The organism is Polaromonas sp. YR568, assembly GCF_900116715.1.
In the GTDB taxonomy this organism is placed as follows: domain Bacteria; phylum Pseudomonadota; class Gammaproteobacteria; order Burkholderiales; family Burkholderiaceae_C; genus Polaromonas.
The window spans coordinates 37074-62306 of the sequence record NZ_FPBM01000012.1 but is presented as its reverse complement, the minus strand read 5'-3'; the positions used below and the strand labels follow the sequence as shown (position 1 = coordinate 62306).

At 64.9% G+C, this 25233-nt stretch carries 23 protein-coding genes; 12 read left to right on the top strand and 11 right to left on the bottom strand.

Annotated features, from left to right (window positions below):
* Positions 1-105 precede the first annotated feature (105 nt).
* Positions 106-1029, bottom strand: a complete 924-nt coding sequence (locus BM408_RS20365) for an HTH-type transcriptional regulator ArgP (RefSeq protein ID WP_092132296.1) — start codon at positions 1027-1029, stop codon at positions 106-108.
* A gap of 97 nt (positions 1030-1126) precedes the next feature.
* Between BM408_RS20365 and BM408_RS20360 the strand changes: the two genes are divergently transcribed.
* On the top strand, positions 1127-1762 hold the full coding sequence (locus tag BM408_RS20360) for a LysE/ArgO family amino acid transporter (protein ID WP_092132295.1): 636 nt from the start codon (positions 1127-1129) through the stop codon (positions 1760-1762).
* 3 nt (positions 1763-1765) lie between these two features.
* Here BM408_RS20360 and BM408_RS20355 read toward each other — a convergent pair whose 3' ends face one another.
* The 4 genes from BM408_RS20355 to BM408_RS20340 all read right to left on the bottom strand — a co-directional run bounded on the left by BM408_RS20355 (position 1766) and on the right by BM408_RS20340 (position 5463).
* Positions 1766-2215, bottom strand: a complete 450-nt coding sequence (locus tag BM408_RS20355; protein WP_092132293.1) for a DUF2214 family protein — start codon at positions 2213-2215, stop codon at positions 1766-1768.
* Between the two features lie 37 nt (positions 2216-2252).
* Positions 2253-3176 carry a LysR family transcriptional regulator gene (locus tag BM408_RS20350; RefSeq protein WP_092132292.1) on the bottom strand — a complete coding sequence of 308 codons (924 nt, stop codon included), beginning with the start codon at positions 3174-3176 and terminating at the stop codon, positions 2253-2255.
* 111 nt (positions 3177-3287) lie between these two features.
* Complete coding sequence (locus BM408_RS20345; RefSeq protein WP_092132290.1) at positions 3288-4499, bottom strand: CaiB/BaiF CoA transferase family protein; 1212 nt, start codon at positions 4497-4499, stop codon at positions 3288-3290.
* Positions 4492-5463, bottom strand: coding sequence for a hydroxymethylglutaryl-CoA lyase (locus BM408_RS20340; protein ID WP_092132289.1), 972 nt, complete (start codon positions 5461-5463; stop codon positions 4492-4494). The genes BM408_RS20345 and BM408_RS20340 overlap by 8 nt, the downstream gene beginning before the upstream one ends.
* A 112-nt stretch (positions 5464-5575) precedes the next feature.
* Here BM408_RS20340 and BM408_RS20335 point away from each other — a divergent pair, with 112 nt between their 5' ends.
* From BM408_RS20335 to BM408_RS20325, 3 genes are all read left to right on the top strand, one after another.
* Entirely contained in the window at positions 5576-6313 is a 738-nt protein-coding gene (locus BM408_RS20335; RefSeq protein ID WP_092132287.1) for an IclR family transcriptional regulator, read from the top strand.
* A 111-nt stretch (positions 6314-6424) separates the two neighbouring features.
* Positions 6425-7132, top strand: a complete 708-nt coding sequence (locus tag BM408_RS20330; RefSeq protein WP_092132286.1) for a haloacid dehalogenase type II — start codon at positions 6425-6427, stop codon at positions 7130-7132.
* Positions 7133-7216: 84 nt separating this feature from the next.
* Positions 7217-9439, top strand: coding sequence for a malate synthase G (locus BM408_RS20325; protein WP_092132284.1), 2223 nt, complete (start codon positions 7217-7219; stop codon positions 9437-9439).
* Between the two features lie 81 nt (positions 9440-9520).
* On the opposite strand, the gene BM408_RS20320 is transcribed toward BM408_RS20325, so the two are convergent.
* A complete protein-coding gene (locus BM408_RS20320; RefSeq protein WP_092132283.1) occupies positions 9521-9979 on the bottom strand; it encodes a hypothetical protein in 459 nt (152 codons plus the stop codon).
* Positions 9980-10440: 461 nt separating this feature from the next.
* Here BM408_RS20320 and BM408_RS20315 point away from each other — a divergent pair, with 461 nt between their 5' ends.
* The 3 genes from BM408_RS20315 to BM408_RS20305 all read left to right on the top strand — a co-directional run bounded on the left by BM408_RS20315 (position 10441) and on the right by BM408_RS20305 (position 13979).
* Entirely contained in the window at positions 10441-13029 is a 2589-nt protein-coding gene (locus BM408_RS20315) for a DUF1631 family protein (protein ID WP_092132373.1), read from the top strand.
* Between the two features lie 206 nt (positions 13030-13235).
* The gene (locus BM408_RS20310; protein ID WP_092132281.1) at positions 13236-13673 is read left to right on the top strand and encodes an OsmC family protein; all 438 of its coding nucleotides are present in this window, start codon (positions 13236-13238) and stop codon (positions 13671-13673) included.
* Positions 13674-13694: 21 nt separating this feature from the next.
* Positions 13695-13979, top strand: coding sequence for a hypothetical protein (locus BM408_RS20305; RefSeq protein ID WP_092132280.1), 285 nt, complete (start codon positions 13695-13697; stop codon positions 13977-13979).
* Between the two features lie 29 nt (positions 13980-14008).
* Here the strand turns inward: BM408_RS20305 and BM408_RS20300 are convergent, their stop codons facing one another.
* Together BM408_RS20300 and BM408_RS20295 are read right to left on the bottom strand one after the other, a co-directional pair.
* Entirely contained in the window at positions 14009-14344 is a 336-nt protein-coding gene (locus BM408_RS20300; RefSeq protein ID WP_092132278.1) for a hypothetical protein, read from the bottom strand.
* Positions 14345-14484: 140 nt separating this feature from the next.
* Positions 14485-15909, bottom strand: a complete 1425-nt coding sequence (locus BM408_RS20295) for a zinc-binding metallopeptidase family protein (protein ID WP_092132276.1) — start codon at positions 15907-15909, stop codon at positions 14485-14487.
* Between the two features lie 254 nt (positions 15910-16163).
* On the opposite strand from BM408_RS20295, the gene BM408_RS20290 reads away from it, so the two are divergent.
* Genes BM408_RS20290 through BM408_RS20280 form a run of 3 tightly spaced genes read left to right on the top strand, consistent with a single transcriptional unit; the run spans position 16164 to position 18651 of the window.
* Positions 16164-16355, top strand: a complete 192-nt coding sequence (locus BM408_RS20290) for a 4-oxalocrotonate tautomerase (RefSeq protein WP_092132274.1) — start codon at positions 16164-16166, stop codon at positions 16353-16355.
* A gap of 12 nt (positions 16356-16367) precedes the next feature.
* Positions 16368-17855 carry an MFS transporter gene (locus tag BM408_RS20285; protein ID WP_092132273.1) on the top strand — a complete coding sequence of 496 codons (1488 nt, stop codon included), beginning with the start codon at positions 16368-16370 and terminating at the stop codon, positions 17853-17855.
* A gap of 1 nt (position 17856) precedes the next feature.
* Positions 17857-18651 (top strand): class II glutamine amidotransferase, encoded by a 795-nt coding sequence (locus BM408_RS20280; protein WP_092132271.1) that lies wholly within the window; start codon positions 17857-17859, stop codon positions 18649-18651.
* Between the two features lie 10 nt (positions 18652-18661).
* On the opposite strand, the gene BM408_RS20275 is transcribed toward BM408_RS20280, so the two are convergent.
* On the bottom strand, positions 18662-19264 hold the full coding sequence (locus BM408_RS20275) for a hypothetical protein (RefSeq protein ID WP_092132270.1): 603 nt from the start codon (positions 19262-19264) through the stop codon (positions 18662-18664).
* Between the two features lie 158 nt (positions 19265-19422).
* Here BM408_RS20275 and BM408_RS20270 point away from each other — a divergent pair, with 158 nt between their 5' ends.
* Positions 19423-21654, top strand: coding sequence for a TonB-dependent receptor (locus BM408_RS20270; protein ID WP_092132268.1), 2232 nt, complete (start codon positions 19423-19425; stop codon positions 21652-21654).
* 11 nt (positions 21655-21665) lie between these two features.
* Complete coding sequence (locus BM408_RS20265) at positions 21666-22979, top strand: PepSY-associated TM helix domain-containing protein (RefSeq protein WP_092132266.1); 1314 nt, start codon at positions 21666-21668, stop codon at positions 22977-22979.
* Here BM408_RS20265 and gshB read toward each other — a convergent pair.
* Both gshB and BM408_RS20255 read right to left on the bottom strand, forming a co-directional pair.
* Positions 22945-23901 (bottom strand): glutathione synthase, encoded by a 957-nt coding sequence (gene gshB, locus BM408_RS20260; RefSeq protein ID WP_092132265.1) that lies wholly within the window; start codon positions 23899-23901, stop codon positions 22945-22947. The genes BM408_RS20265 and gshB overlap by 35 nt on opposite strands.
* Complete coding sequence (locus BM408_RS20255; RefSeq protein WP_254774895.1) at positions 23898-25151, bottom strand: benzoate/H(+) symporter BenE family transporter; 1254 nt, start codon at positions 25149-25151, stop codon at positions 23898-23900. The genes gshB and BM408_RS20255 overlap by 4 nt, the downstream gene beginning before the upstream one ends.
* Positions 25152-25233: the final 82 nt, after the last annotated feature.

Sequence of the window (25233 nt, the reverse complement as noted above, 5' to 3'; positions counted from 1 at the left end):
CCGACGGCGCTCAAGGCCCCTTCCAGCTGGGGCCGCGGAACTGGCTTTGCCAGGCCGCAGGCCCCGTCCCGTGCAAAGGGGAGAGGAAGCTACACGAAGTGAGCTTCAACAGGGGTGTAGCAACTTCTCCCGCGCCGCCTGCTTGACGGCCGCCGTCAGCCGCTGCGCCGCCAGCGGCTCGCGCGCCCAGTGCTGCCAGTACAACTGCACATCCACCGGGCAGTCCGGCAGCACCTCTTGCAGGGGCGGGCGGTGCGCGCGCCCTGCCAGCAGGATATCGGGCACCATGCCCCAGCCCATGCCCAGCTCCAGCGCCAGTTCAAACGCATCCACGGCCGGCACGAAATGGCGCGGGTACAGCGCGCCTTTCAGCTTGAAATGCTGGGCCAGAAAGGCATCTTGCAATGCGTCTTTGCGGTTGAAGATCACCGCGGGGCTGGCCAGCAGGCGATGGGCCAGGCGGCCCGGCGCGGTCTTGCTGCCGGGCGCAGGCTCGTTCCATTGAGCGACCAGCGCGGGCGATGCCATGCAGCGGTAGCGCATCACGCCCAGCGGCTCGGCCACGCAGCCGCGCATGGCCTCGGCCAGCGTGGTCACGCAGCCCGTCACGTCGCCGCTTTTGAGGGCGTCGTGGGTGTGGTCCTGGTCGTCCACCACCACATCCAGCAGCAGGCCGTGGCCGTGCAGCACCGGCGCCACACCCGGCAAAAACCAGCTGCTCAAAGAGTCTGCGTTCACCGCCACGCTCAGGCTTTGCAGGCGCCCGGCCTTGCCGCCGCCGTGCAAGCCGGTGAACAGGTCGGATTCCATCAGCCGCACCTGCCGCACATGCCCCAGCAGCGCCTGGCCGGCCGGCGTCGCGCGCACCTGCTTGCCGCGCACCAGCAGGCGCTGGCCCAGTGCGGCCTCCAGCGACTTGATGCGCAGCGACACGGCGGCCAGCGTCAGGCTCAGGGCCTTGGCGGCGTCGCCGAAGCTGCCGTGTTCGATCACGGCGGCGAGGGCTTCGAGTTGTCGGGCGTCCAGCATGAGGTTCAGTGATGACTTAAGTTAATTATTAATTGACAAGTCTTAGTTTTAGTTAATTTTGTTTAACTATTATGCGCCCTGACGCACACTCTGGCCCATGAACCCACTCGCCGCCCCCGCCTTCCTGACCGGTATGGTCCTCAGCCTGTCACTCATCATGGCCATAGGCCCGCAAAACGCCCATGTGATCCGCATGGGGCTGCTGCGCCAGCACCTCTGGCTCACAGTCGCCGTCTGCGTGCTGACCGATGTGGCGCTGATCGGCCTGGGTGTGATGGGCCTGGCGCAGCTGGGCGGCCTGTCTGACAAGCTGTTGGGCGCCATGACGGGCGCGGGCGCGCTGGTGCTGCTGGTGTACGGCGCGCAGGCCATGCGGCGCTTTTTGCAGCCGGCGGCCCAGGGGGCAGACGGCGCGCCGGCGCCGGGTGCCGAAGCGATACCGCGCCGCAAAGCCATCGGCCTGGCCCTGGCTTTGTCGTGGCTGAACCCGCACGCCTGGCTGGACACCGCGGTGGTGATAGGCACGGCCTCGCTGGCTTATGCGCAGCCCGACAACGCGGTGTTCGGCCTGGGGGCGATTACCGGCTCGCTGTTGTGGTTCACCGGCCTGGGCGTGGCGCTGTGGTGCGTGGGGCGCAAGCTCAATTCACCGGTGGTGTGGCGCGCCATGGATTTGCTGGTGGCGCTGATGATGTGGGGCACGGCCTTCTGGCTGATCCGCGGCCTGCTTTAAAAGTTAACCGAAACCGCGTGCGAGGAACACCGCCACGAGCGGAATAAAAGGCAGGATGTGCGCCTGCACCATCACCAGCCGGCGCGCTTTTTTGACTTCCACCGCATCAGGCAAGGTGCCGCTCGCGCGCAGCGCACGCCGCCAGCGCACAAACATCATGGTCGGCTTGACGGAGATCAGCCCCACCGCCAGGAACATCAGCAGCTTCAGGTAGAGCAGCGGGTTGTGGCCGTACCAGGCCGCGCCCTTGGTGCCCAGGAACACGCGCGCCAGGCCGGTCACAAACACCGCACCGGCGGCGATGCCGTAGACCATATCGACCTTGCCCAGCCGCTCGACCACAGCGGCATTGAGCCATTCGGGGCGGCACAGAGCCGCCTCGCTCGCCAGGAAAACCACCATGGTGAAGATGGCCAGCAGGTGGGCATAGGCCAGCAGGGCTTCGAGCGTCATCGCGAGATCCTTTTTCAGTCTTGTGTCTTGTTGGGCGTCAGGCTTTTGCGGACGCCGCCGAGCGCCAGAACTCCGGCTGGCTGTAATGGTGCTTGAGAAAGTCCACCCACAGCCGAACCCGCAGCGGCAGGTGTTTGCGCTGCGGAAACACCGCGTAAATGCCGTTGGGCGGCGCGGCGAAATCTTCGAGCAGCGCCACCAGCCGGCCGGCGGCGATTTCCGACTCGACCTCCCAGGTGCTGCGCCAGGCTATGCCGCAGTCGGCCAGGCACCAGTCGTGCAGCACTTGCCCGTCAGAGCAATCCAGCGGCCCACCGGGCTTGAGGTGAATCAGCTCGCCGGCCACCTGAAATGCCCAGCCGCGCGTTTGCGAGGCGTCGCTGGACAGCGTGAGGCAATCAAAGCGCGCCAGCTCGCTCGGGTGCTGCGGCGTGCCGTGGGTCTTGAGGTAGCGCGGCGTGGCCACGCACAGGCGCCGGTTGTCGGCCATGCGCACACTGACGAGTGAGGAGTCCGGCATGTCGCCCACGCGCACCGCGCAGTCAAAGCCCTCGCCCGCCAGGTCGACCACGCGGTCGCTCAGGTTCAGGGTGATGGTGACATCGGAATGCTGCTCGCGAAAGCGGGTGACCAGGGGTGCGACATGGCGGCGCCCAAAGCCCGCCGGCGCGGTGATGCGCAAATGCCCGCTGGCCTTGACGCCGCCGGCCGACACGCTGGCCTCCGCGTTCGCCAAGTCAGCCAGCAGGCGCTGGCAATCTTCCAGAAAAGCGCTGCCTTCGTGCGTGAGCGCAATGCGCCGTGTGGTGCGCACCAGGAGCTTCACACCCAGCCGTTCTTCCAGCGCATCCAGCCGCCGGCCCATGATGGCGGGCGCCACGCCTTCGGATTTGGCGGCCGTTTTCTTGCTGCCGCGCGCTACCACCGAGACGAAAGATTCCAGCTGCTTGAGTTTGTCCATGCGGCCTCATTATGCGCACGAATGTCAGCAATCAACACGGAATCAACCCGTATTCCGCCGCGAGCCCCAGCGCGGGTTGCCCCGACTGTTGCTGAAATGATTAACGCGCCGTCAGCGCGTGACGCCGCCGGCCTGGAGTGCATCCATGGCGTCCTCGGCATAGCCCAGCTCCCGCAGCAGCTCCCGTGTGTGCTCGCCCAGCCGGGGCGGGCTCATGCGAATGGCCGGGCGTTCGCCGCCCAGCGTGAGGGGCAGCAGCACGGTGGGGCTGATTTGCCCCGTACGCTCGCCGTCAGACAGCGTGATGGGCGCAAGCCCGCCGGTGGCCTTAAGGTGCGGGTCGTCAAACAGGTCTTGCGGCCGGGTGATGGGCGCGAAAGGCAGCGCATGCATTTCAAACACGGCGCCCAGCTCGGCGGCGCTGTGCCCGGCCAGGTGCGAGCGCAGCATCGGCATCAACCAGTCACGGGCACGCACGCGATCGTTGTTGCTCACTAGCCGAGGGTCGGCCCGCAACTCCTGCAAGCCGAAGGCCTCGCAAAAGACCGCCCACTGCGTGTCGCTCACGACCGCCAGGAAAATCTGCTCGCCGTCCTTGACGGTGAACACGTCGTAGACCGCCCAGGCCGAGATGCGGCTGGGCATGGGCGCGGCAGGCTGGCCGGTCACGGCGAACTGCATCATGTGCTGGGCCACCAGGAACACATTGTTTTCAAACAGCGCGGCCTGCACCTCCTGGCCCTTGCCGGTTTTCTCTCGCGCGGCCAGCGCGGCCATGGCGCCTATCGCGCCGAACATGCCGCCCATGATGTCGTTGACGCTGCTGCCGGCGCGCAGCGGGTCGCCGGCGCGCCCGGTCATATAGGCCAGGCCGCCCATCATCTGCACCACTTCATCGAGCGCCGTGCGGTGGTCGTAAGGGCCGGGCAAAAAGCCTTTGTGGCTCACATAGATCAGCCGTTCATTGAGCTGCGAAAGGCTGGCGTAGTCCAGGCCCAGTTTCTTCATGGTGCCGGGCTTGAAGTTCTCGCTCACCACATCCGCGGTGGCGACCAGCTTGAGCACCAGCTCGCGCCCCTCGGGCTTTTGCAGGTCGACGGCGATGCTTTTTTTGTTGCGGTTGAACATCGGGAAAAAGCCCGAGCCCGAGCCGATCAGCTTGCGCGTGTTGTCGCCGGTAATCGGCTCGACCTTGATGACCTCGGCGCCCAGGTCGGCCAGCAGCATGCCGCAGGTCGGGCCCATGACCATGTGGGTGAATTCGACAACGCGCAGGCCTGCATAAGGCATGGGTTTGTTGGGTGGCGTGCCTGCTTCAGACATGGGCGCCTTTCTGTACAACGTTTTTTTGCATAAAACCTTTGGGTAAACCGGCTTCGGGTGTCATGCCGTAAATCGGCTCGCCCGGCAGCCCGGCCCGCAGCGGCTCGCGCGCGGCCATCAGCTTGCCCAGATCCAGGCCGGTGGCGACACCCATGGCCTCGAACATAAAAGCCAGGTCTTCGGTGACCACATTGCCCGACGCGCCCGGCGCATAAGGGCAGCCGCCCAGGCCGCCCAGCGAGGCATCGAACGTGCGCACGCCTTCTTCATAGGCGGCCAGGCAGTTGGCCAGGCCCAGGCCGCGCGTGTTGTGCATGTGGGCCGCGCCGGCGTGTGCGCCTATCTCCACGCGCAGCCGCCTGAAAAGGCGTTTGACCTGCGCCGGGTTGGCATAACCCGTGGTGTCCGACAGGCCCACTTCGTCGGCGCCCGCGTTGATGCATTGAGCGGCGATGCGCATCACGTCGTCTTCCGCCACCTCGCCCTGCAGCGTGCAGCCGAAGGCGGTGGAAATGCCCACCTCGACCATCACCTGCGGCGCGGTGTCGCGGCGCAGCGCCGCCACGGCGCGCACCTCCTCGATCATCTCTTCGCGGGTCTTGCGCACATTGGCCAGCGAATGCGCGGCGCTGGCCGACACCGGCAGGGTGAGTTTGTGCACGCCGGCCGCCAGGGCCGCCTCGGCGCCGCGCAGGTTGGGCACCAGCGCCATGACCGTGAGGCCAGGCAGCGTCAGCGCGTGCCGCACCACCTCGGCGGCATCGGCCATTTGCGGTAGCAGTTTGGCCGGCACAAAAGAGGCGACCTCGATTTCCCGCAGGCCGGCTTCGTACAAGGCCGTGATCCAGCGCAGCTTGTGGTCCGTCGGCATGACGGCCTTGACCGACTGCAGGCCGTCGCGCGGCCCGACTTCGCTGATCAGCACCTCGGGGGTGGCGGGGAGTGTGTGCGGGTTTGCGGTCATTGATGATGTTCTGTAAGATAGAACATGGTTCTTTCTAATGAAATGCTCCGTGATTCGCCGCGGCTTGTCAAGCCGACCACCATCATGCCCCTGCTTCCCTGAAAGGCACGACATGCCCCGCAAAGCCCAAATCGAATCTGTGGCTGACAGCCACGCAGCGCCCGGCGGCGCGGCCGCGGTCGACCGCGCCCTGACGCTGCTGGCGGCCTTCCGCGCGGGCGACGCCTCGCTCAGCCTGGTGGAGCTCGCCGGCCGCACGCAGCTCTACAAAAGCACGGTGCTGCGCCTGCTGGCTTCGCTGGAGCACGCGCGTCTGGTGCAGCGGCTGGATGACGGCAGCTATGGCCTGGGCAATGAAGTGGCGCGGCTCAATGCGGTGTACGCCGCCTCGTTTTCACTCGACCGCGTGGTGATGCCGGCCCTGCGTGCCCTCGTGGCGGCCACGCGCGAAAGCGCGGCCTACCATGTGATGCAAGGCCAGGGCTCTGAAGCCGTGCGCCTGTGCCTGTACCGCGTTGACTCGCCCCAGCCGGTGCGCGACCACATACGCGCCGGCGACGTGCTGCCGCTGAACCGCGGCACGGGCGGGCGCGTGCTGTCGGCCTTTGGCCCCAAACCTGCCGCCGCCAGCGCGAAAGACAAAAACCTCTATGCCCGCATCCGGGAGCAAGGCTATTTCTCGGCAACGGGCGACCGCCTGGCAGGCGTGGCCGGCATTTCGGCGCCGGTTTTCAGGGCCGACGGCAGCCTGGCCGCCGCGCTGACGCTGACCATGCCGGCCGGGCGTTACGACGGGCAGCACGTCCAAAAGGTGCTGCAGGCGGCCCGGAAACTCGGGGCGCAGCTATAACCGGCGGTGGTTCTCAGCGCTTTCGCTGCTGAATTAGGTAGATCAATGTCACAGATAAAGCGATTTCGCGGTAATTAATCGCGCGTGGTGTATCAAATACAGTAGAGGCTTATGGAAAAGCCCCGCTCCAACTCGCCTGTCAAACTGCGCGCCGTGCTGTTTGATGCCTACGGCACGCTGTTCGACGTGTACAGCGTGGGCCTGCTGGCGGAGCAGTTGTTTCCGGGCAAGGGTGAAGCGCTGGGCGTGCTGTGGCGCGACAAGCAGATTGAATACACCCGCCTGGTGACCATCAGCAATGGCGGCGCGCACTACCAGCCGTTCTGGGACCTCACGCGGGCTGGCCTGCGTTATGCATGCAAGCGGCTGGGGCTGGACCTGGGCGCCGCCCAGGAAAAGCAGCTCATGAACCAGTACCGCCACCTGTCGGCCTTTCCTGAAAACCGCGAGGTGCTGCAGGCGCTAAAGGCGCGCGGCATCGTCACCGGTATCCTCTCCAACGGCGACCCTTCCATGCTGGACGTGGCTGTGAAGTCGGCCGGGCTGGACGGCGTGCTGGACCATGTGATCAGCGTGGACAGCATCCGCAAATACAAGACGGCGCCCGAGGCCTACGCGCTCGGGCCCGCCGCGACCGGCTTCGAAGCGAAGCAGATCGGCTTTGTGAGCTGCAACAGCTGGGACGCGCTGGCCGCCACCTGGTATGGCTACCAGACGCTTTGGGTGAACCGCTACCAGCTGCCGTTTGAAGAACTGGGCACGCAGCCCGTGCATACCGGCAGTAGCCTGCGTGATGTGCTGTCCTTGCCGCTGCAATGATTCGGCATTCACGCTTCAGGTTTTGAATTGTTTTTGAATCTTTGAGTTTTGAGCTTTTGAATTTTTGAGAAAAGGGACCACACCATGAGCACAACAAACACCACACCGCGCACCGCCAGCCATCGCCTGCAGGTTGCCACCAATCTTTACCGTTTTGTCGAAGACGAAGTGCTGCCCGGCACCGGTGTGGCCAGCGCCACTTTCTGGAAGGGCTTTGACGCCATCGTGGCCGACCTGGCGCCGAAAAACCTCGCCCTGCTGGCCGAGCGCGACCGCCTGCAGACCGAGATGGACGCCTGGCACAAAGCCAACCCCGGCCCCATCACCGACATGAAGGCCTACCGTGCCTTCCTCGAAAAGACCGGCTACCTGGTGCCCTCGCCCAAGAAAGTCACCATCACCACCGGCAATGTCGATGCCGAACTCTCCAAGCAGGCCGGCCCGCAACTGGTGGTGCCTATCCTGAACGCGCGTTATGCGCTGAACGCCGCCAACGCACGCTGGGGCAGCCTCTATGACGCGCTCTACGGCACCGACGTTCTCTCTGAAGACAACGGCGCCACCAAAGGCAAAGGCTACAACCCGGTGCGCGGCGCCAAGGTGATCGAGTACGCACGTTATGTGCTGGACCGCACCGCGCCGCTGAAGAAGGGCTCGCACATCGATTCGACGGGCTATGCCGTCAAGGGCGGCAAGCTGGTGGTCTCACTCAAAGGCGGCAAGACGACTACGCTGGAAGACGCCAGCCAGTTCATCGGTTTCCAGGGCAAGGCGTCTGCGCCTTCGTCGGTGCTGCTGCAACACAACGGCCTGCACCTGGACATCCGCATCGACCGCGCAACACCCATCGGCAAAACCGACGCTGCCGGTGTGAGCGACCTGGTAGTCGAAGCCGCGCTGTCGACCATTCTGGATCTGGAAGATTCAGTCGCGGTGGTGGACGCCGACGACAAGGTGCTGGCCTACCGTAACTGGCTGGGCATTTTGCAGGGCACGCTGACCGAAAACGTGACCAAGGACGGCAAGACCTTCACCCGCGGCCTGAACCCCGACCGCGAATACACCTCGCCCAAAGGCAAGGCGGTCACGTTGCACGGCCGCTCGCTGATGTTTGTGCGCAATGTGGGCCACCTGATGACCAACCCGGCCGTGCTGTACACCGCCGCGGACGGATCGACGAAAGAAATCCCCGAAGGCATCCTCGACGCGGTCGTCACCACCGCGATCGCGATTCACGATTTGAAGCGCAAGGGCAAGGCCGGCATCAAGAACTCGCGCAAGGGCTCGGTTTACATCGTCAAGCCCAAGATGCACGGCCCCGACGAAGTCGCCTTTGCCGACGAACTTTTCCGCCGCGTCGAAAAAGTGCTGGGCCTGCCCGACAGCACCGTCAAGCTCGGCATCATGGACGAAGAGCGCCGCACCAGCGTCAACCTGAAGGCCTGTATCGCAGCAGCATCCAGCCGCGTTGCCTTCATCAACACCGGCTTCCTGGACCGCACTGGCGACGAGATGCACACCGCCATGCAGGCCGGTCCGATGATCCGCAAGGGCAATATGAAGATCAGCCCGTGGCTCAGCGCTTATGAGCGCAGCAATGTGCTGACGGGCCTGGCCTGCGGCCTGCGCGGCCGCGCCCAGATCGGCAAGGGCATGTGGGCCATGCCCGACCTGATGGCCGACATGCTCAAGATCAAAATCTCGCACCCGCAAGCCGGCGCCAACACCGCCTGGGTTCCGTCGCCCACGGCCGCGACGCTGCACGCGCTGCACTACCACCAGGTCAATGTGGCGGCGGTGCAAAAAGACATCGAGAAGAAGGTCGACCTGAAATCCGAAATCGCCCGCCTGCTGCCCGAGCTGTTGCTGGTGCCGGTCTCGCCCGACGCGCAATGGGCGCCCGCCGAGATCCAGCAGGAACTCGACAACAACGCCCAGGGCATTCTGGGCTATGTGGTGCGCTGGATCGACCAGGGCGTGGGCTGCTCCAAGGTGCCCGACATCCACAACGTCGGCCTGATGGAAGACCGCGCCACGCTGCGCATTTCAAGCCAGCACATGGCCAACTGGCTGCTGCACGGCATCGTCACCCATGCCCAGATCAAGGAAACCTTTGAGCGCATGGCCGCCGTGGTTGACGGCCAGAACGCCGGCGACCCGCTGTACAAAAAAATGGCGGGCAACTTCGAAACCTCGTCGGCGTACAAGGCGGCTTGCGACCTGGTCTTCAAGGGCCTGGAGCAACCCAGCGGCTACACCGAGCCGCTGCTGCATGCCTGGCGCCTGAAGGTCAAGGCCGGCGTCTGAGTGCTGTTGCCCTGAACTGAAAAAGGCGCTGTGAAGCGCCTTTTTTTATGGGCGGGGAATCCTCATTCGTACCCGGCGCGCCTAAAGCTCGCCCGCATCCACCAGCTGCCGCTGCTTGATGACGATCCGCAGGCTGGGGTGCTCAGGCCGTCCTGAGCGAAACAGCATCACGTCGGCATCCGCGCTGACCCAGGAGGCGGTGTCGGCGACGGCGCCTGGCGTTGCACCGAAAGCGGCGAGCTCTGGGCCCAGCCTCGCACGCAGGGATTGCAGCAGCGCCTCATGGACGTGGGCCATGGCGTTCTCCGACCCGGGGCCGGACGCCGGGTTGAGCAGCACCAGATCCATCTGCGCCAGCTTCTGGTGATTGAAGTACAGGGTTTGCTCGAAACGCGCGCCCTCGCACGCCGCATCGGCCACACGAAGCGAACCCAGCGCGCCTGAGGGCAGCCGCCGTGGCGCCCTGACGGGCTGTGCATCGGGCAGGGCGGCGGTGATTTGTTCGGCACCCATGCCCAGCAGTGCGGCATTTTCCAGCACGGTGTTAGCCCATGCGACCGGGCACAAGCCCAGTAAAAGTGCGCCGGCCAGGCAAGCACGCCGGCACCGGCCAGAAGATTCAGATGGGGCCCGGCGTAAGAAGAAGGGCCGGAATATCTCGAACAGAAAGAACATTAAACACACTCCGCAACACAGAAGGGCATTTTGCACACCCCAAAGTGTTGTGTGGAACCGACCGTTCCTCGCAGTTGCCCAACGTGCGAAGAGTCACATCAAAACCGGTATTCAGAGGCATTTAGGCGCAAATTACGGCCAATAGTTCTCTACCCGGGGCTTCAAACCATATGTGTACAGGCGAAACCAAGTGAAACATTTTGCAAGCATTTCGATGGAGACACAGTTGGCCCTTACCCTAGACACCTCTCTCGCCCCGGCACGGACGGTTGCAAGCTGGCTGGCTGAGTGGCTACACCTTTATTTTTCGCAAACCTTGGCTCCAGATGGCTTCGCAACCTGATGTTCTTCAATCCTGTCTCCAGGCTGCCGCCCAAGCGGCCCGGCCCGCCTTGGAGCAGTGCATAGAAGATGCGGTGTCGGGCATGCAGGTGGCGGAAACGCAATCCACCAAAGTCAGCGAACGTGACGAACTGGCCACCGCCTGGCGCGACCTGCAGAAGCACAAAGCCGCCTGGAGCGTGCAGTACCCCGCCGACCTGCTCGCGCACTTCAAGGCCAATGTGGCGACGGCCGCGCAGGCGGCAAGAACCCCCGAGGAATCCCCGCAGCAGCTCGCCGCCTCGGCTGCTGCGTCGTCCAGCGCCTTCGCCTCCCTGACCCACGCCAGCTTCTCCCTGGTCGATGACAGCCATGTCTCCAAGGCCATCGAGTCGTCGCGCCTGCTCCAGCAGGTGCTGCCCGCGGTTGAGCAGATACTGGCCGAACTCAACAAACTGATCAGTTCCGTGCAGGGGCTGCCCAATGTGCGGCCGGACCTCAACCCGCTGCGGCCCGACGTCTTTGCGCAAACCCTGCGCGAGATGGTGGCGGCCAGCCATGCCGAGCCGGCCATTGCCTCGCACTGGTTCAAATACCTGGCGGCGCCACTGGGGCGTGAGCTCAAGCGGCTGTATGAACGGCTGGTCAACCAGCTGGAGCTGGCCAACGTGCAGGGCGCCAGCTACCGCGTGCTGCAGACGCCGGCCAGCGTGGGCCGCAGGCGCGGCCAGGGCGGCAACGGCTCCAGCGCCGCTGCGATGGGCTCGGGCAACGGCGGCGGCAGTGGTGATGGCGACGGAACCGGCGCAGGTGGAGGTTATGGCGGCGGGGAAGGCGGCTATGGCGAGGGCTCCAGCGCTCCGGCGCCGCAGTACGCCGACCTGTCCAACTACGAAATCCGGGACGAGCTGTTCCAGGAGTTCCTGTTCGGCGGCGGCGGCAACGCGCACCACGGGCTGGCGCCTTCTTATTACCAGACGGTTGAGAAGGAACTGACGGCACTCAAGGAAGCGCCTGACTCCGGCTCCGCGCCGCTCGAGTCGCGTCCTGGTTACCTGTCTGACTACGAAGACATGCCGGCCGTCGACCGGCCGCAACGCCTGATCGACGAACGCAGCCACCTCAATGCGCAGGTGTGGGGCTCGTATGCCCAGCCCCGGGAGCGGGCGATCATCCGCACCCAGCTCAAAAAAGAAGCCCAGCAAGTCGGCCAGGTGCTGGGGCTGGAAGTGGTGCGCAAGCTGGTCAACCAGGTCGCACAAGACCCGCGCCTGCTGGTGCCGGTGCGCGAAGCCATCGTGGCGCTGGAGCCTTCGCTGCTGCGCCTGGCCATGGTGGACCCGCGCTTTTTCAGCGACGAAGGCCACGCCGGGCGCCGCATCATGGAGCGGGTGGCGCAGCGCAGCTTCAAGTACAACGACGAGTTCAGCCCCGAGTTCCTGGCATTTTTTGAGCCTGTCACACGCGCCTTCAATGGCCTCAACGGCCTCACGATCGAGGACGCGCAGCCTTTCGGCATGGCGCTGGCCACGCTCGAATACGGCTGGGACGAGCAGGACCAGCAAGAATCGCAAAACCGCAGCAATGTGCTGCAGGCCCTGCGTTTTGCCGAAGAGCGCCAGACGCAGGCCGACCAGATCGCTTTTGAGCTGAGCACGCGCTCGGACCTGGAGCAGGTGCCGGGCCTGGTGCTGGACTTCCTCTTCGGCCCCTGGGCGCTGGCCATGGCGCATGCCAAGCTGGCCGACACGCGCAACCAGATCGACCCCATGGGCTTCGGCTCCGTGGTGCCTGACCTGCTCTGGAGCGTCAAGCGCGAGGTGACGCTCAAGCGCCCGGCCAAGCTGATCGAAATGATCCCGGGCCTGCTGGCCAAGCTGCATGAAGGCCTGGAGCTGCTGGGCCAGGACCCGCGCGAGAGCGAGCCCTTTTTTGAAGGCCTGATGAAGCTGCACCGGCCGGTGCTCAAGCTGCGCCGCTTGAAGAGCCAGCGCGATGCGGAAGAGTCCGGCGCCATGCCGCTGGAGCCTGAGGAGTTGCCGGCCACGCCCGAGCAGCGCCGCGCCAAGGCCGCGGCCCATCCCTGGCTCGCACGCGACGAACTCGATGCTGCGGGCTTTGAAGACACTTTGCCGACAGCGCCGGGCGATCTTGCGCCGCTGGAGGACGAGCACGAAAGCTCCTCGGGCATGCAAACCGCAGATTCTGTGGGCGAAGAAATCGATTCTTCCCATGCCGAACTGCTCGCCGAGCAGGAAGCGTCCGCCAACGCCGCGCCGGCCATGGACCAGGGCGATGCCGAGCGCGTATTGCTTGGCCTGCGTTCGGGCCACTGGGTCGACTTGTATTCACGCCGCCGCTGGCTGCGCGCCCAGCTGATCTGGGCCAGCACCAAGGGCACGCTCTTCATGTTCGTGAGCCATGGCGGCCAGCCTCACTCCATGACCAAGCGCAGCTGCGAACGCCTGATCCGCGAACGCCTGCTCAGGCCGGTCGACAGCCATGGCGTGGTGGCGCAGGCGCTGGACGCCGTCGCCTCGGAAGTCACCTCGCAGACCACCCCGGCCGCTCAGGCCGAGGCTGAAACGGCTTAAGCTGAATGCGGCTGCCGGCCGCTGTAGGAAAGCGTCAAGCCGGCGCTCGCGGCCCTGTCTGACGCCGAGCCCGCCGGCCGGCGCGCACACTGGCCTTTCGACCCCACCCGAATCCTGCCCGCAACCCCAGTGATCTCCCAGTGATCGTTTGTTTGCGGCGAAGGGTGCGCCTGTTCAAACCGCCAACACCACACCGAAAGACCACCATGACTGAAAAATCCGCCTCCGTTCATTGGGAAGGCCGGGGCAAAAAAGGCCAGGGCCAGATCAGCACCGAAACCGCCGCGCTCAAAGCCTATCCCTATGGCTTCGGCAGCCGTTTTGAAGACGACCGCAGCGGCACCAACCCGGAAGAGCTGCTGGGCGCCGCGCATGCGGCCTGCTTGACCATGGCGTTTTCCTTTGCCTGCGACAAGGCCGGGTTCAGCACCGACAAAATCGACACCCGTGCACGCGTGCGCCTGGTTCAGCAAGGCGACGGCTTCGTGATCGACCGCATTGCCTTGACGCTGGAAGCCGTGGTCCCCGGCATCGACGAGGCGAAGTTCCAGGAAATTGCCGCCGGCGCCAAGAAGGGCTGCCCGCTGTCGAAAGCACTGGCCAGCGTGCCGGAAATCACCCTGACAGCCACGCTGCTCAAATAACAACGCAAGGGCGGCATCCGCATGAATCCGAAAACCAATTTCTCGTTTGAAGTTCAGTACACGGCGGACTCCGGCGCTGGAGCTTCCTCAGCCGGGGCCGACGGCGTGATGGCCTCGCTCGGCCCGTCGCTGCAAAAACTGTTTGCCGCCACCGACCCCGCGGCCACCGTGGCGGTGAGCGACAGCCACAAGGGCAGCGGCAACAAGCTCGTTGAGCTGACCACCACGCTGCAGGACGCGGAGATCGCCGACATCCTCAAGGCGTTTTCCGGGCAGCACGGCGTCAGCGTGAACGCGCTGGAATAGCCCTGAGCCCACAGAAGGGGCGGTAGGGCTCAGGCCTGCCAGACCCCGTAACCCGCTTCACGCAGGGCGATGCCCAGCTCGACCTCCATATCGCGCGCCGCATCGTAGGGCATGGGGTTGTACATCTCATACAGCCGCGGCAAAAGGCGTACTCCGAAATCACGCGCGTAGCGGTTGGCCTGGATGCCGGCCTTGTGTTTGTCAAAGCGCACGTCCGGGTCCAGCCCCGTCATGCCGACATAAACAAAGGGCTTGCCGAACTGGTAGTCCGGGTTGGCGCGGCGAAAGCGCGCGACGTCCCACACCTCGGGCCCTAGCTCGATCACGTAGACGCTGTAGTGGTGGCGCTTGGGCCGGGCGGGCATGGGTGGGTGAGGCCTGAAGGGTGGACGGTGGGCCGACTTTAACGCAATCCGCCTTTCAGTCTCTCAGTCTTTGCTATCAAAAGAGTAGCTGCCTACGCTTGTCTTTATTGGCTTGCAGTTGGCTTGAAGCTATTTTCGATTCAAGAGCCTTGTTGTTGGCCCTGGGATTGCTGCGACTGAGTCGCGGCAATCATTTCTCCACCTGCTTCGCTTTGCGCCGGCGCCTCTACCGGCGCCTCTACCTGGCCTTGCGCCGGTGGCTGCGCGTTCCCCTGCTCTTGCAGCCAGCTACCCGAAGACACCACCAGGTGAATGAAATGCAGCTTGGCCACGACCTCGGTCGGCAGGATGAAGGGGTAGAAGTCGGGCTGGCCCATGCTGCGCGACATCTCGTTGAGCATGGTGGTCAGGCGCGTCCAGTGGTTCAAAAAGGTCAGGAACTGCTCGGCCTCGGGGTGTTCCGGCTGGTGAAGCGCGTCGATGGTGAAGGGCGTGAACTCCAGGTCGAAATGGTCCACGCTCAGGCCGAAGCTCAGCGCCGTGTCGATCGCATCGCGCATGTGCAGGTAGTGCGCCCAGCACTCGGCCCAGTCCTCCCAGGGGTGGGTGCTGGCGTAGGCGCTCACGTAGTGCAGCGGCCAGTCGGCGGGCGGGCCTTCGTCGTAGTTGCGCTGCAGGCTGGCTTTGTAGTCCAGTGTTTCGTCGCCGAAGAGCTCGTGAAAGCCGTCCATCCAGGGCGTGCCGGCAATCAGGCGGTCCCAGTAATAGTGGCCCACCTCATGGCGGAAATGCCCGAGCAGCGTGCGGTAGGGCTCGCGCATGGCCTTGCGCACTGCTTCGCGCTTGGCATCGTCGGCTTCATCCACATTGAGTGTGATGAGGCCGGTGTTGTGGCCCGTCATGATGTGCGGGCCGTTCACCGGCGAGCGCAGGAAGTCGAACATCAGGCCGCGTCCGGTGTCTTCGCTCATGCGGGAGGCCACAGGCAGGCCGAGCAGGATCAGCGAAGACACCAGGCGGCGCTTGGCCAGCTCGACCCGCCCCCACAGGTAGCCGTTGTCGGGCAGGGCCGGGTCGGTCAGGTCCGGAATGGTGCGGTTGAGGCGGCAGGCCCGGCACATGTCGGCAGGGTCTTCGACCGGCACCAGCCAGTTGCAGGACGCGGGAGTGGAGAGGTTGAGGCAGCGCTTGTACAGCGGCTCGCCGCTTTCGAGGGCCACGGCCTGGACAGGCGGGACGCCGTCGGCAGCGGCAACCGGTGCGGGTGCGGTTACGGCGGCGGATTCCTGGCCGGGGATGGTTTCGAGCGGGGGCGGCTGGGCGTCGTCAGGCGGCGCGGCCGCCGGTGCGGCTTGCGCCTGCCATTCCTGCCAGGTGCCCTCCCGCGGGCCCGGCATCAGCGGCAGCAGCAGGCCGCGCTCACAGTCGTAGCCCAGCGGCGTGCCGCAGGCCAGGCATTTGCTGTTGCGGAAGAATACCGGCTGCCCGCAGTGGCAACGGTAGTTGCGGCCGGCCAGCAAAGGCAGGGGCTGCTCGGTGGATCGGGATGGCGTGGTGAAGAACAAGGGCTTGCCCGGATAAATGGGGCCTGCAAGGCTGAGGCTTCAGGCAAAGGGTACAGGATAGCGCCCGCCTGCTCTCCCGCCCCCGGCAGCAACACCTGTCATGCTGTCAGTGCAGGCCGACAAAACAGGGCGGGCCGCTTGCTTTTATCATCGGGTGTCAGACATGTTGACGGGCTGCCCACCGGCTGCCCGCAAAACCCTGTACCAACCCCCCGGCTCAAGCCCCAATCAACCACAACACCCCAGAGGACACCATGCCCACTTACCACGTCGAAATGATGGAAGGCCGCACCATCGAGCAGAAGAAAAAGCTCGTTGAGGCCATCACCCGCGTCAGCGTCGAAATCCTCGGCGGCCAGCCCGAGTCCGTGGACATCCTGATCACCGACATCAAGCGCGAAAATTGGGCCACCGGCGGCAAGCTCTGGTCCGAGCCGAGAGACTGAGTCCGGACAGCCATGTCCGCATCCCTCGCCGACCTGCAGGCGCACCACGGCCCGCGTTACCGCTGGCTGCTGCTGCTGGCCGTGATGATTGGCACGATGGCCTCCATCATGTCGTCGACCATCGTCAATGTGGCGATTCCCGACATGAGCCACCACTTCACGCTGGGGCAGGAGCGCGCGCAGTGGGTGAGCTCGGGCTTCATGGTGGCGATGACGGTCTCCATGCTGACCACGCCCTGGCTGCTGGGTCGTTACGGTTACCGCCGCACCTACGTGGGCACCATGGTGCTGCTGATGGCCGGCGGCATTGTGGGAGGCCTGGCCAACAGCTTCGGCCTGGTGCTGGGCGCGCGCGTGGCCGAGGGCCTGGCGGCCGGCGTGGTGCAGCCGATTCCCGCGATCATCATCATGCGGGCCTTCGGGCCGCATGAGCAGGGGCGCGCCAGCGGCCTCTTCGGCATGGGCGTGGTGCTGGCGCCGGCGCTGGGCCCCAGCGTGGGCGGCATCCTGGTCGATCTGTTCGGCTGGCGCTCGATTTTTTTCATGGTGGTGCCGCTGTGCCTGGTGTCGCTCTGGATGGCGTACCGCTATGTGCCCGACACCGCGCCGGGCGGCGTGGCAGCCAACCGCCAGGGCGCGATGATCGACTGGCGCGGCCTGCTGCTGGGTGCGGTGGGCACGCTGTGTCTGCTCAACGGCATGGTCGAGTTGCACGGCGCAGGGCGCGCGCATGCCTTTGTCTTGCTGGGCGCGGCACTGGCGGCGCTGGCGGCTTTTATCTGGTGGCAGCGCCGCCTGGCCGCGACCGGTGGTGCGCCGCTGATGAACTTGGCGCTCTTCGGCTACCGGCCTTTTGCCATGGGCAGCATCGTGGCTTTCATCTATGGCACCGCGCTGTTTGGCTCCACCTATTTGCTGCCGGTGTATTTACAGCTGGGCCTGAACCTCTCGGCCTCGCACGTCGGCACCATTCTGCTGCCCGCGGGCCTGGTGCTGGCGGCCACGATTGCGGGTGTGGGTCGCCTGGCTGACAAGCACCCGACCTGGCTTCTCGTCAGCACCGGCCTGGCTCTGCTGGCGGCGTCATTCGCGTTGATGCTCACGGTGAGCCTGGCGTCGGGCTTGTGGATGCTGGTGATGTGGGCCACGCTGGGGCGCATCGGGCTGGGTTTTATCCTGCCTTCGCTCAACCTGGGCTCGCTGCGGCCCTTGCATGAACACCTGCTGTCGCAAGGTGCGAGCGCCATCAATTTCTTGCGCATGCTGGGCGGCGCCATCGGCGTGAGTTTGTGCGGCATCGTGCTGGAGTGGCGGCTGGCTGCCCATGGCGACTCATTGGCCAATGCCACCAGCAGCCCGGCGCGGCTGGCGGCTTTTAACGAAGCCTTCCTTATGCTGGCCGGCCTGTGCGTGCTGGCCATGGTGGCCGCGTGGCAGCTTCGCGTGCCGGTGCCCACCCAACCCGGCAAATCACAGAACAACAAGCAGGAAGCAGACTGACATGTGCCAGCTACTCGGCATGAACTGCAATGCCCCCACCGATGTGACCTTCAGCTTTCGCGGCTTTGCGCAGCGCGGCGGCCACACCGACCACCATGCCGACGGCTGGGGTATCGCGTTTTTTGAAGGTGACGACAGCGTTGCCGGCGGCAGCGATAAAGGCCTGCGCCACTTTGTCGACCACCAGCCGGCCTGCAGCTCGCCGGTGGCCGAGCTGATCAGCCGCTACCCGATCAAAAGCCGCAACGTGATCTCGCACATCCGCAAGGCCACGCAGGGCCGCGTGGCGCTGGAGAACTGCCACCCCTTTGTGCGTGAGCTCTGGGGCCGTTACTGGGTGTTTGCGCACAACGGCGACCTGAAAGATTTTTCACCCCGGCTGCACGGCAGCTTCAGGCCCGTCGGCACCACCGACAGCGAGCGTGCTTTCTGCTGGATCATGCAGGAGATGGCCAAGTCGCATGCGGGCGTGCCCAGCGTGCGCGAGCTGAGCATCACGCTGCGCGAGCTGGCCGCGCACATTGCCACGCACGGCACGTTTAACTTTTTGCTCAGCAACGGCCAGGCGCTGTGGGCGCACGCCTCCACGAATCTTTACTACGTGGAGCGCAAGCACCCCTTCGCGCACGCCACGCTGAGTGATGAAGACGTGAGCGTGAATTTTGCCGAGCACACAAAGCCCACTGACCGCGTGGCCGTGGTCGTCACGGCGCCGCTGACCACCAACGAGCAGTGGACGCAGTTCGCGCCCGGCGAGCTCAAGGTGTTTGAAGACGGCGCGCTCGCCGCCGCCTAGATCCTGGATTTCAGGGTTTGGCCGGTGGGGCGGGGCACGCAGCCGCCTGCCCGTTGAGCTGCTGGCGCTCATGCGTGAAGCTGGCGCTGGCCTTGCCACCCTCGCGCCGTACCGTCACCACATAAATGCTGTCGAAGTCGCTGCCCTTCCAGCGCGGCACCTCGCCGGGGTTTGCGCCCATGTCCTTGAGCAGGGCCTTGACCATGTCTTCCAGCTTCTTGTGTTCCCACGCAATGAAGACCACGGCATTCTGGTAGCGCGGCGCAGCCAGCTCCTGCTGCAGGCCCGCGATGTTTTCAAACCCGAATGAGGTATTGACCGGCAAGCCGGCCTGCACGGCCGTAGGCGCCACGGTCAGCAGGGGCCGCACGTAGTTGTAGAGCTGGCCGCCGTCGGGTTTTTTCTCATGCGGGTCGGAGGCAAAGACGAAATCGGGCTTGCCGAATTTGCCCAGCAACACCGCCGGCAGCGCCAGCGCACGGTTCAGGCCCTGGCAGTTGATCTGGCCCAGGCCGTCGGCCGGCTTTTCGGCGTGGCGGATGAACACCAGGGTCTGCTGGCTCGCGGCGGGTTGGGCCCAGGCCAGCCACGGCAGCGCGAGCAGTAACGCCATGGCCGCCAGGCGTGGGCGGCGAACGATGTGTGCACATACCGTTGCCGCACTGCAACGAATGGTGTGGAAAACATGACGCAAAAGTACGCCAGGCAAGGGGAAACCCGAATTCAAGGTAATAATAATCATTCTCATTTACAAATCTTCCAGAGCTCAACATGTCTTCATCGCGTTTCTTCCTCACCCCCATCGCAGCAGCCGCCACCCTGGCGCTCTGGTTGCCGCTCGGCCATGCGCAAACTGCCCCTGCGCCCGAAGGAAACGCCACGGCCACATTGTCCACCGTGACTGTTAACGCCAGTGCTGACGCTTCAGCCGAAGGCCTGACCAAACCGTTTGCCGGCGGCCAGGTTGCACGCGGCGGGCGCGTCGGCATCCTGGGCAACCAGGACATCATGGAAACGCCGTTTTCCAGCACCAGCTACACCAACGAGCTGATCCAGGACCAGCAGGCCAAGAGCGTGGCCGATGTGCTGCTGAACGACCCCTCGGTGCGCACCGCCCGCGGTTTCGGCAACTTCCAGGAGCTCTATATGGTGCGCGGCTTCCCCGTGTACTCCGATGACGTGGCCTACAACGGCCTGTACGGCATGCTGCCGCGCCAATATATCGCCGCTGAATTCCTCGAGCGCGTGGAAGTCTTCCGCGGCGCCAACAGCTTCCTCAATGGTGCGGCCCCCGGCGGCAGCGGCATAGGCGGCAGCATCAACCTGCTGCCCAAGCGCGCGCCCAATGAGCCGCTGAGCCGCGTCGGCCTGAGCCTGCAAAGCGGCGGCCAGGCATCGATCTCGACCGACATCGCGCGCCGCTTCGGCCCCGACCAGGCCACCGGCCTGCGCCTGAATGCCGTGCAGCGCGACGGCGGCACCGGTGTCGACAACGAAAAAATGAAGCTCACGGCTATTGGCATCGGCCTGGACTGGCGCAGCAGCAATGTGCGCATCTCGGCCGACATCGGTCACCAGGACTACACGCTGACCGCCGGCCGCCCGAACGTGACGCCGTCGGCCCTGCTGCCGATTCCCGCCGCACCGGATGCGAAAAGCAATTTCGCCCAGCCCTGGACCTCGGCCAAAGAGCGCGACACCTTCGCCACCGTGCGCGCCGAAGTCGACTTCAACAGCGCCGTCACCGGCTGGGTCGCAGGCGGCGTGCGCAACAGCTGGGAAGGCAATGACCTGGCCAACCCGACCATTACCAATGCCGCTGGCGCCACGACCGCCACGCGCTTTAGCAACACGCGTGAAGACAAGATCACCACGCTGGAAGCCGGCGTGCGCGCGAAGTTCAGCACGGGCAGCGTCGGCCACACGGTGGTCGCCTCTGCCGCAACCTACAAAAACGATCGCAACAACGCCTTCGCGTTCTCCGCGGCCAGTGTGGTCAGCAATATCTACACGCCGGTGGCCTCGGCCTTCCCGGTGGCCAACAGCGCCGCGGCTGGTTTTGTCGGCAACAACCTGGCCAGCCCAGGCTTGCAGGCCAAGACCGACACCTCCAGCCTGGCGATTGCCGACACGCTGTCGTTCGCAAAGGACACCGTGCTGGTCACGCTGGGCGCCCGCAACCAGACCATCAAACAGCAGACCTTTGCCTACAACACCGGCATCGCCGCCGCGCCTATTGAAAGCAGCCGCACCACACCGGTGGCCGGCATTGTGTTCAAAGTCAACAGCAATCTGTCCGTCTACGGCAATTACATCGAAGGCCTGGTGCCCGGCAAGGTCGCACCTGCCACCGTCACCATCGGCGGTACGGTGACGCCAGTCACGAACGGCGGCACGGTGTTCAAGCCCTTCCATTCCAAACAAACCGAAATCGGCGCCAAGTACGACGCCGGCACCTTCGGCAGCAGCGTGGCGCTGTTTAAAACCAATCGCCCACTCGACGGCACCGTCGGCGCCACCTACGGCGCTTTCGGCGAACAGCGCAACCAGGGCCTGGAGTTTTCCATCTACGGTGAGCCGGTGCGCGGCCTGCGCCTGCTCGGCGGCCTGACGCTGCTCGATGCCAAACAAACCAAGACACTCACCGGCGCCACCGACGGCAAGGACGCCATTGGCGTGCCGCGCCAGCAGCTGAACATCGGCGGCGAATGGGACGTGACCGGCGTGCGCGGCCTGGCGCTCAATGCGCGTGTGATCCACACCGGCAAGCAATACGCCAATGCGGCCAACACCCAGCAACTGCCGGCCTGGAGCCGCCTGGACGTGGGCGCGCGCTACATCGTGGACATCGGCAACGGCCGCGTCCTGACGCTGCGCGGACGCGTGGACAACCTGCTCAACAAGTCCTACTGGGCATCAGCCGGCGGCGCCTCGCCCAGCGACAACTACCTGGTCATGGGCGCACCGCGCACCTTCGTCGTGAGCGGCAGCATCGACTTCTGAGGGCTTTTTTCATGCGTACCCTCTGGACAACCCTCCATCGCTGGATGGGGCTGTCCACCGCGCTCTTCCTCATCGTCTCGGGCCTGACCGGCGCCGTCATCTCGTGGGACCACGAGATCGACGGCTGGATCAACAGCAAGCTCTACGACACCGAGGCGCGTGGGCCCTTTCGCAACCCTTTCGAGCTGGCCGCCGCCGTTGAAGCCCACGACCCGCGCGCGCGGGTCGCTTACATGCCGCTGGGCTTCGAGGAAGGCCATGCCGCCGGCTACTTTGTGCAGCCGCGCAATGACCCGGCTACAGGCAAGCCTTACAAGCTCGGCTACAACCAGGTCTTCGTCGACCCGGTGACGGCTGAGGTGCGCGGCAAGCGTGATTCCACCGCGGTGTCGTTCAAGCCCGAGACGCTGATGCCCTTTCTGCGCAAGCTGCACTACACGCTGCATGTGCCGGCGATGTGGGGCAGCGACCGCGTTGGCCACTGGATCATGGGCGGCATCGCGCTGGTCTGGCTGCTCGACAGTTTTGTCGGCTTTTATCTCACCATGCCGCGCCGCCTGCGCAAGCGCGCCGGCGAGCAGGCGCCTGTGCACCGCGACCCGGCCAACTGGTGGTCGCGCTGGAAGCCTTCGTGGCTGCTGCGCTGGAAAGCCGGCGGCTACAAGCTCAACTTTGATTTGCACCGCGCCGGCGGGCTGTGGGTGTGGGGCCTGATCATCGTGGTGGCCTTCACCTCGTTTTCGATCAACCTCAACCGCGAAATATTCTTCCCGCTGCTGTCGATGGTGTCAAAAACCACGCCCGGCCCGTCCACTCTGGTGCCGCTCGCGCCGCTGGGCGTGCGCATCGAGCCCAAGATCGGTTTTGTTGAGATTGTCGGTATCGCCGAAGCCGAGGCCAAACGCCGCGGCTGGACCACGCCGCTGGGTGGCGCTTTCTACAACCAGCGCGGCGGGTTTTACAACATCTCGTTTTTTAACCACGCCGAGCACGACGACAGCGACGGCATGGACCTGTCCAACCTCTACCTGAGCGCGGAAGACGGCCGCCTGATCAGCAGCAACCAGCCCTGGCACGGCACCGCGGCCGACGTGTTCGCGCAACTGCAATTGCCGCTGCACGGCGGGCGCATCCTGGGCCTGACGGGCCGCATCATGATGTCGCTGATGGGAATCGTGGTGGTGATGCTGTCGGTGACCGGCATCGTGATCTGGTGGCGCAAGCGGCGCTCACGCGTGCTGGCGGCCAGCCGCGAGGCGCAGGGCGAGCGCACTGAGGCTGTGAGTCCCCTCAGCCTTTCAGCGCAGCCTCCAGCGCATCGGTGAACATGGCCGCCACGTCGAAGCCGGCCTGGTCATGGATCTCCTGGAAGCAGGTCGGGCTGGTGACATTGATCTCGGTCACATAGTCACCGATCACGTCGATACCGGCCAGCAGCAGGCCGCGCGCGGCCAGTACCGGCCCCAGAGCTTCGGCAATTTCAAAATCGCGTTTTGACAGCGGCTGCGCCACGCCCAGCCCACCGGCTGCCAGGTTGCCGCGCACCTCGTTGCCCTGCGGAATCCGCGCCAGGCTGAAAGGCACGGGCTTGCCGCCAATCACCAGCACGCGCTTGTCGCCCTTGGCAATCTCGGGCAGAAATCTCTGCACCATCACGCTCTCGGCGCCGCGTTTGTTCAGCGTCTCGATGATGCTGCCGAGGTTGAGGCCGTCTTCCTTCACGCGGAAGATGCCCATGCCGCCCATGCCGTCCAGCGGCTTGAGGATGATGTCTTTGTGCTCCGCGTGAAAGCGCTTGATGTCGGCCGCGCTGCGCGTGACCAGCGTCGGGCCGCTGAACTGGGCGAACTCGAGGATGGCGAGCTTTTCCGGATGATCGCGCAAGGCGGCCGGCTTGTTAAACACCCTGGCGCCCTCGCGCTCGGCCTGCTCCAGCAGGTGCGTGCTGTAGAAATACTCGCTGTCGAACGGCGGGTCCTTGCGCATCACAACCGCGTCAAAAGCGGCAATGGCTTCACGCCCATCGGGGCGGTCGGCATCAGCCGCGAACCAGGCGTCAGCGTCGCCCGTAAGCGTGATGTGGCGCACCTGCGCGGTGACCTTGGCGCCGGTCTGCCAGCTCATGTCCTTGGGCTCGCAGGCGCTGATGCGGTGCCCGCGCCTTTGCGCCTCGCGCATCATGTCGAAGGTGGTTTCCTTGTAGATCTTGAACGACTCGAGCGGGTCGGCGACAAAAAGAATGTTCATGGTTTGGAAGGGTTTTCTGGATTGGCTGCGGGCTTGGCGAGCACCTGCCCGGTGCGGCGCTGTTGACCGTATTGTTGTACAAAGAGCGCAATCGCGCCCGCGACCACCCCCCAAAAGGCCGAGCCCACACCGGCTATTACCACGCCCGACAAGGTGACGAGAAACGTGATAAGTGCCGCCTCACGGTGCGACTCGTCCTTCACCGCCGCCGCGAGACCACTGCCTATGGTGCCCAGCAGCGCCAGTCCGGCAATCGCCACCACCAGCTCTTTCGGAAAGGCCGTGAGCAAGCCGGTGATGGCCGCACCGAAGATGCCGATGACGATGTAAATCGCGCCGCAGCACACCGCCGCGGTGTAACGCTTGGCCGGGTCTTCATGCGCTTCCTTGCCCATGCAGATGGCGGCGGTGATCGCGCTGAGGTTGAGCGCGAATGCCCCAAAAGGCGCCAGCACAAAAGTAGCCAGTCCGCTGAGCGTGATGATTTTTGACACCGGGATGCCGCCGTCAGGTGAATCGGGGCCGTAGCCCGCCGCATGAATGGCCGCCACACCCGGCAGGTTCTGCGAAGCCATGGTCACCACAAACAGCGGAATGGCCAGGCTGACAATGGCCGCCAGCGTGAACTGCGGCGCCACAAACACCGGCATGGCAAAAGAAAAATGAACCCCGGACCACGCGAGCTGGCCGCGAGCCACCACAAAAACAATGGCGCCCAGCAGCGTCAGCACCACGGCGTAACGCGGCATCAGCCGCTTGCCCAGCAAATAAATCGCCAGCATCAGCAGCACCAGCGGCAAGGCCGTCTGCGCTGCCGCAAAAGCCTGTATGCCAAAGCGCGCCAGCACACCGGCCAACAAGGCGGAGGCGATGGCCACCGGAATGCGGTTCATGACTTTTTCAAACCAGCCCGTGACACCAAACAAGGTGATCAGCGCCGCACTGACCATAAAAGCCGCAACCGCCTCTCCCATCGAAAACCCGCCTGCGAGCCCCGCCGTGGCCAGCACAGCCGCCCCGGGCGTGGACCAGGCCACCATCACCGGTTTTTTCAGCCACAACGAAGGCCCCAGCGAACACACGCCCATGCCGATGCCCAGCGCCCACATCCATGAGGCGATTTCAGCCGGCGTGGCGTTGAATGCAAGCGCGGCCTGAAAAACAATGGCAACCGAACTGGTGAACCCGACGAGGACTGCGACAAAGCCGGCTGTGAAGGCGGCGAGGTTGAGGTCTTTGAAAAATTGCATTTGGGGGATTCTGGCAGGGTTTGGGCCTGGCTGTTCTTGCTCAGCCGGTGCGCTCTCTGTTGAGGTTGCTGGCCGGGGTCGC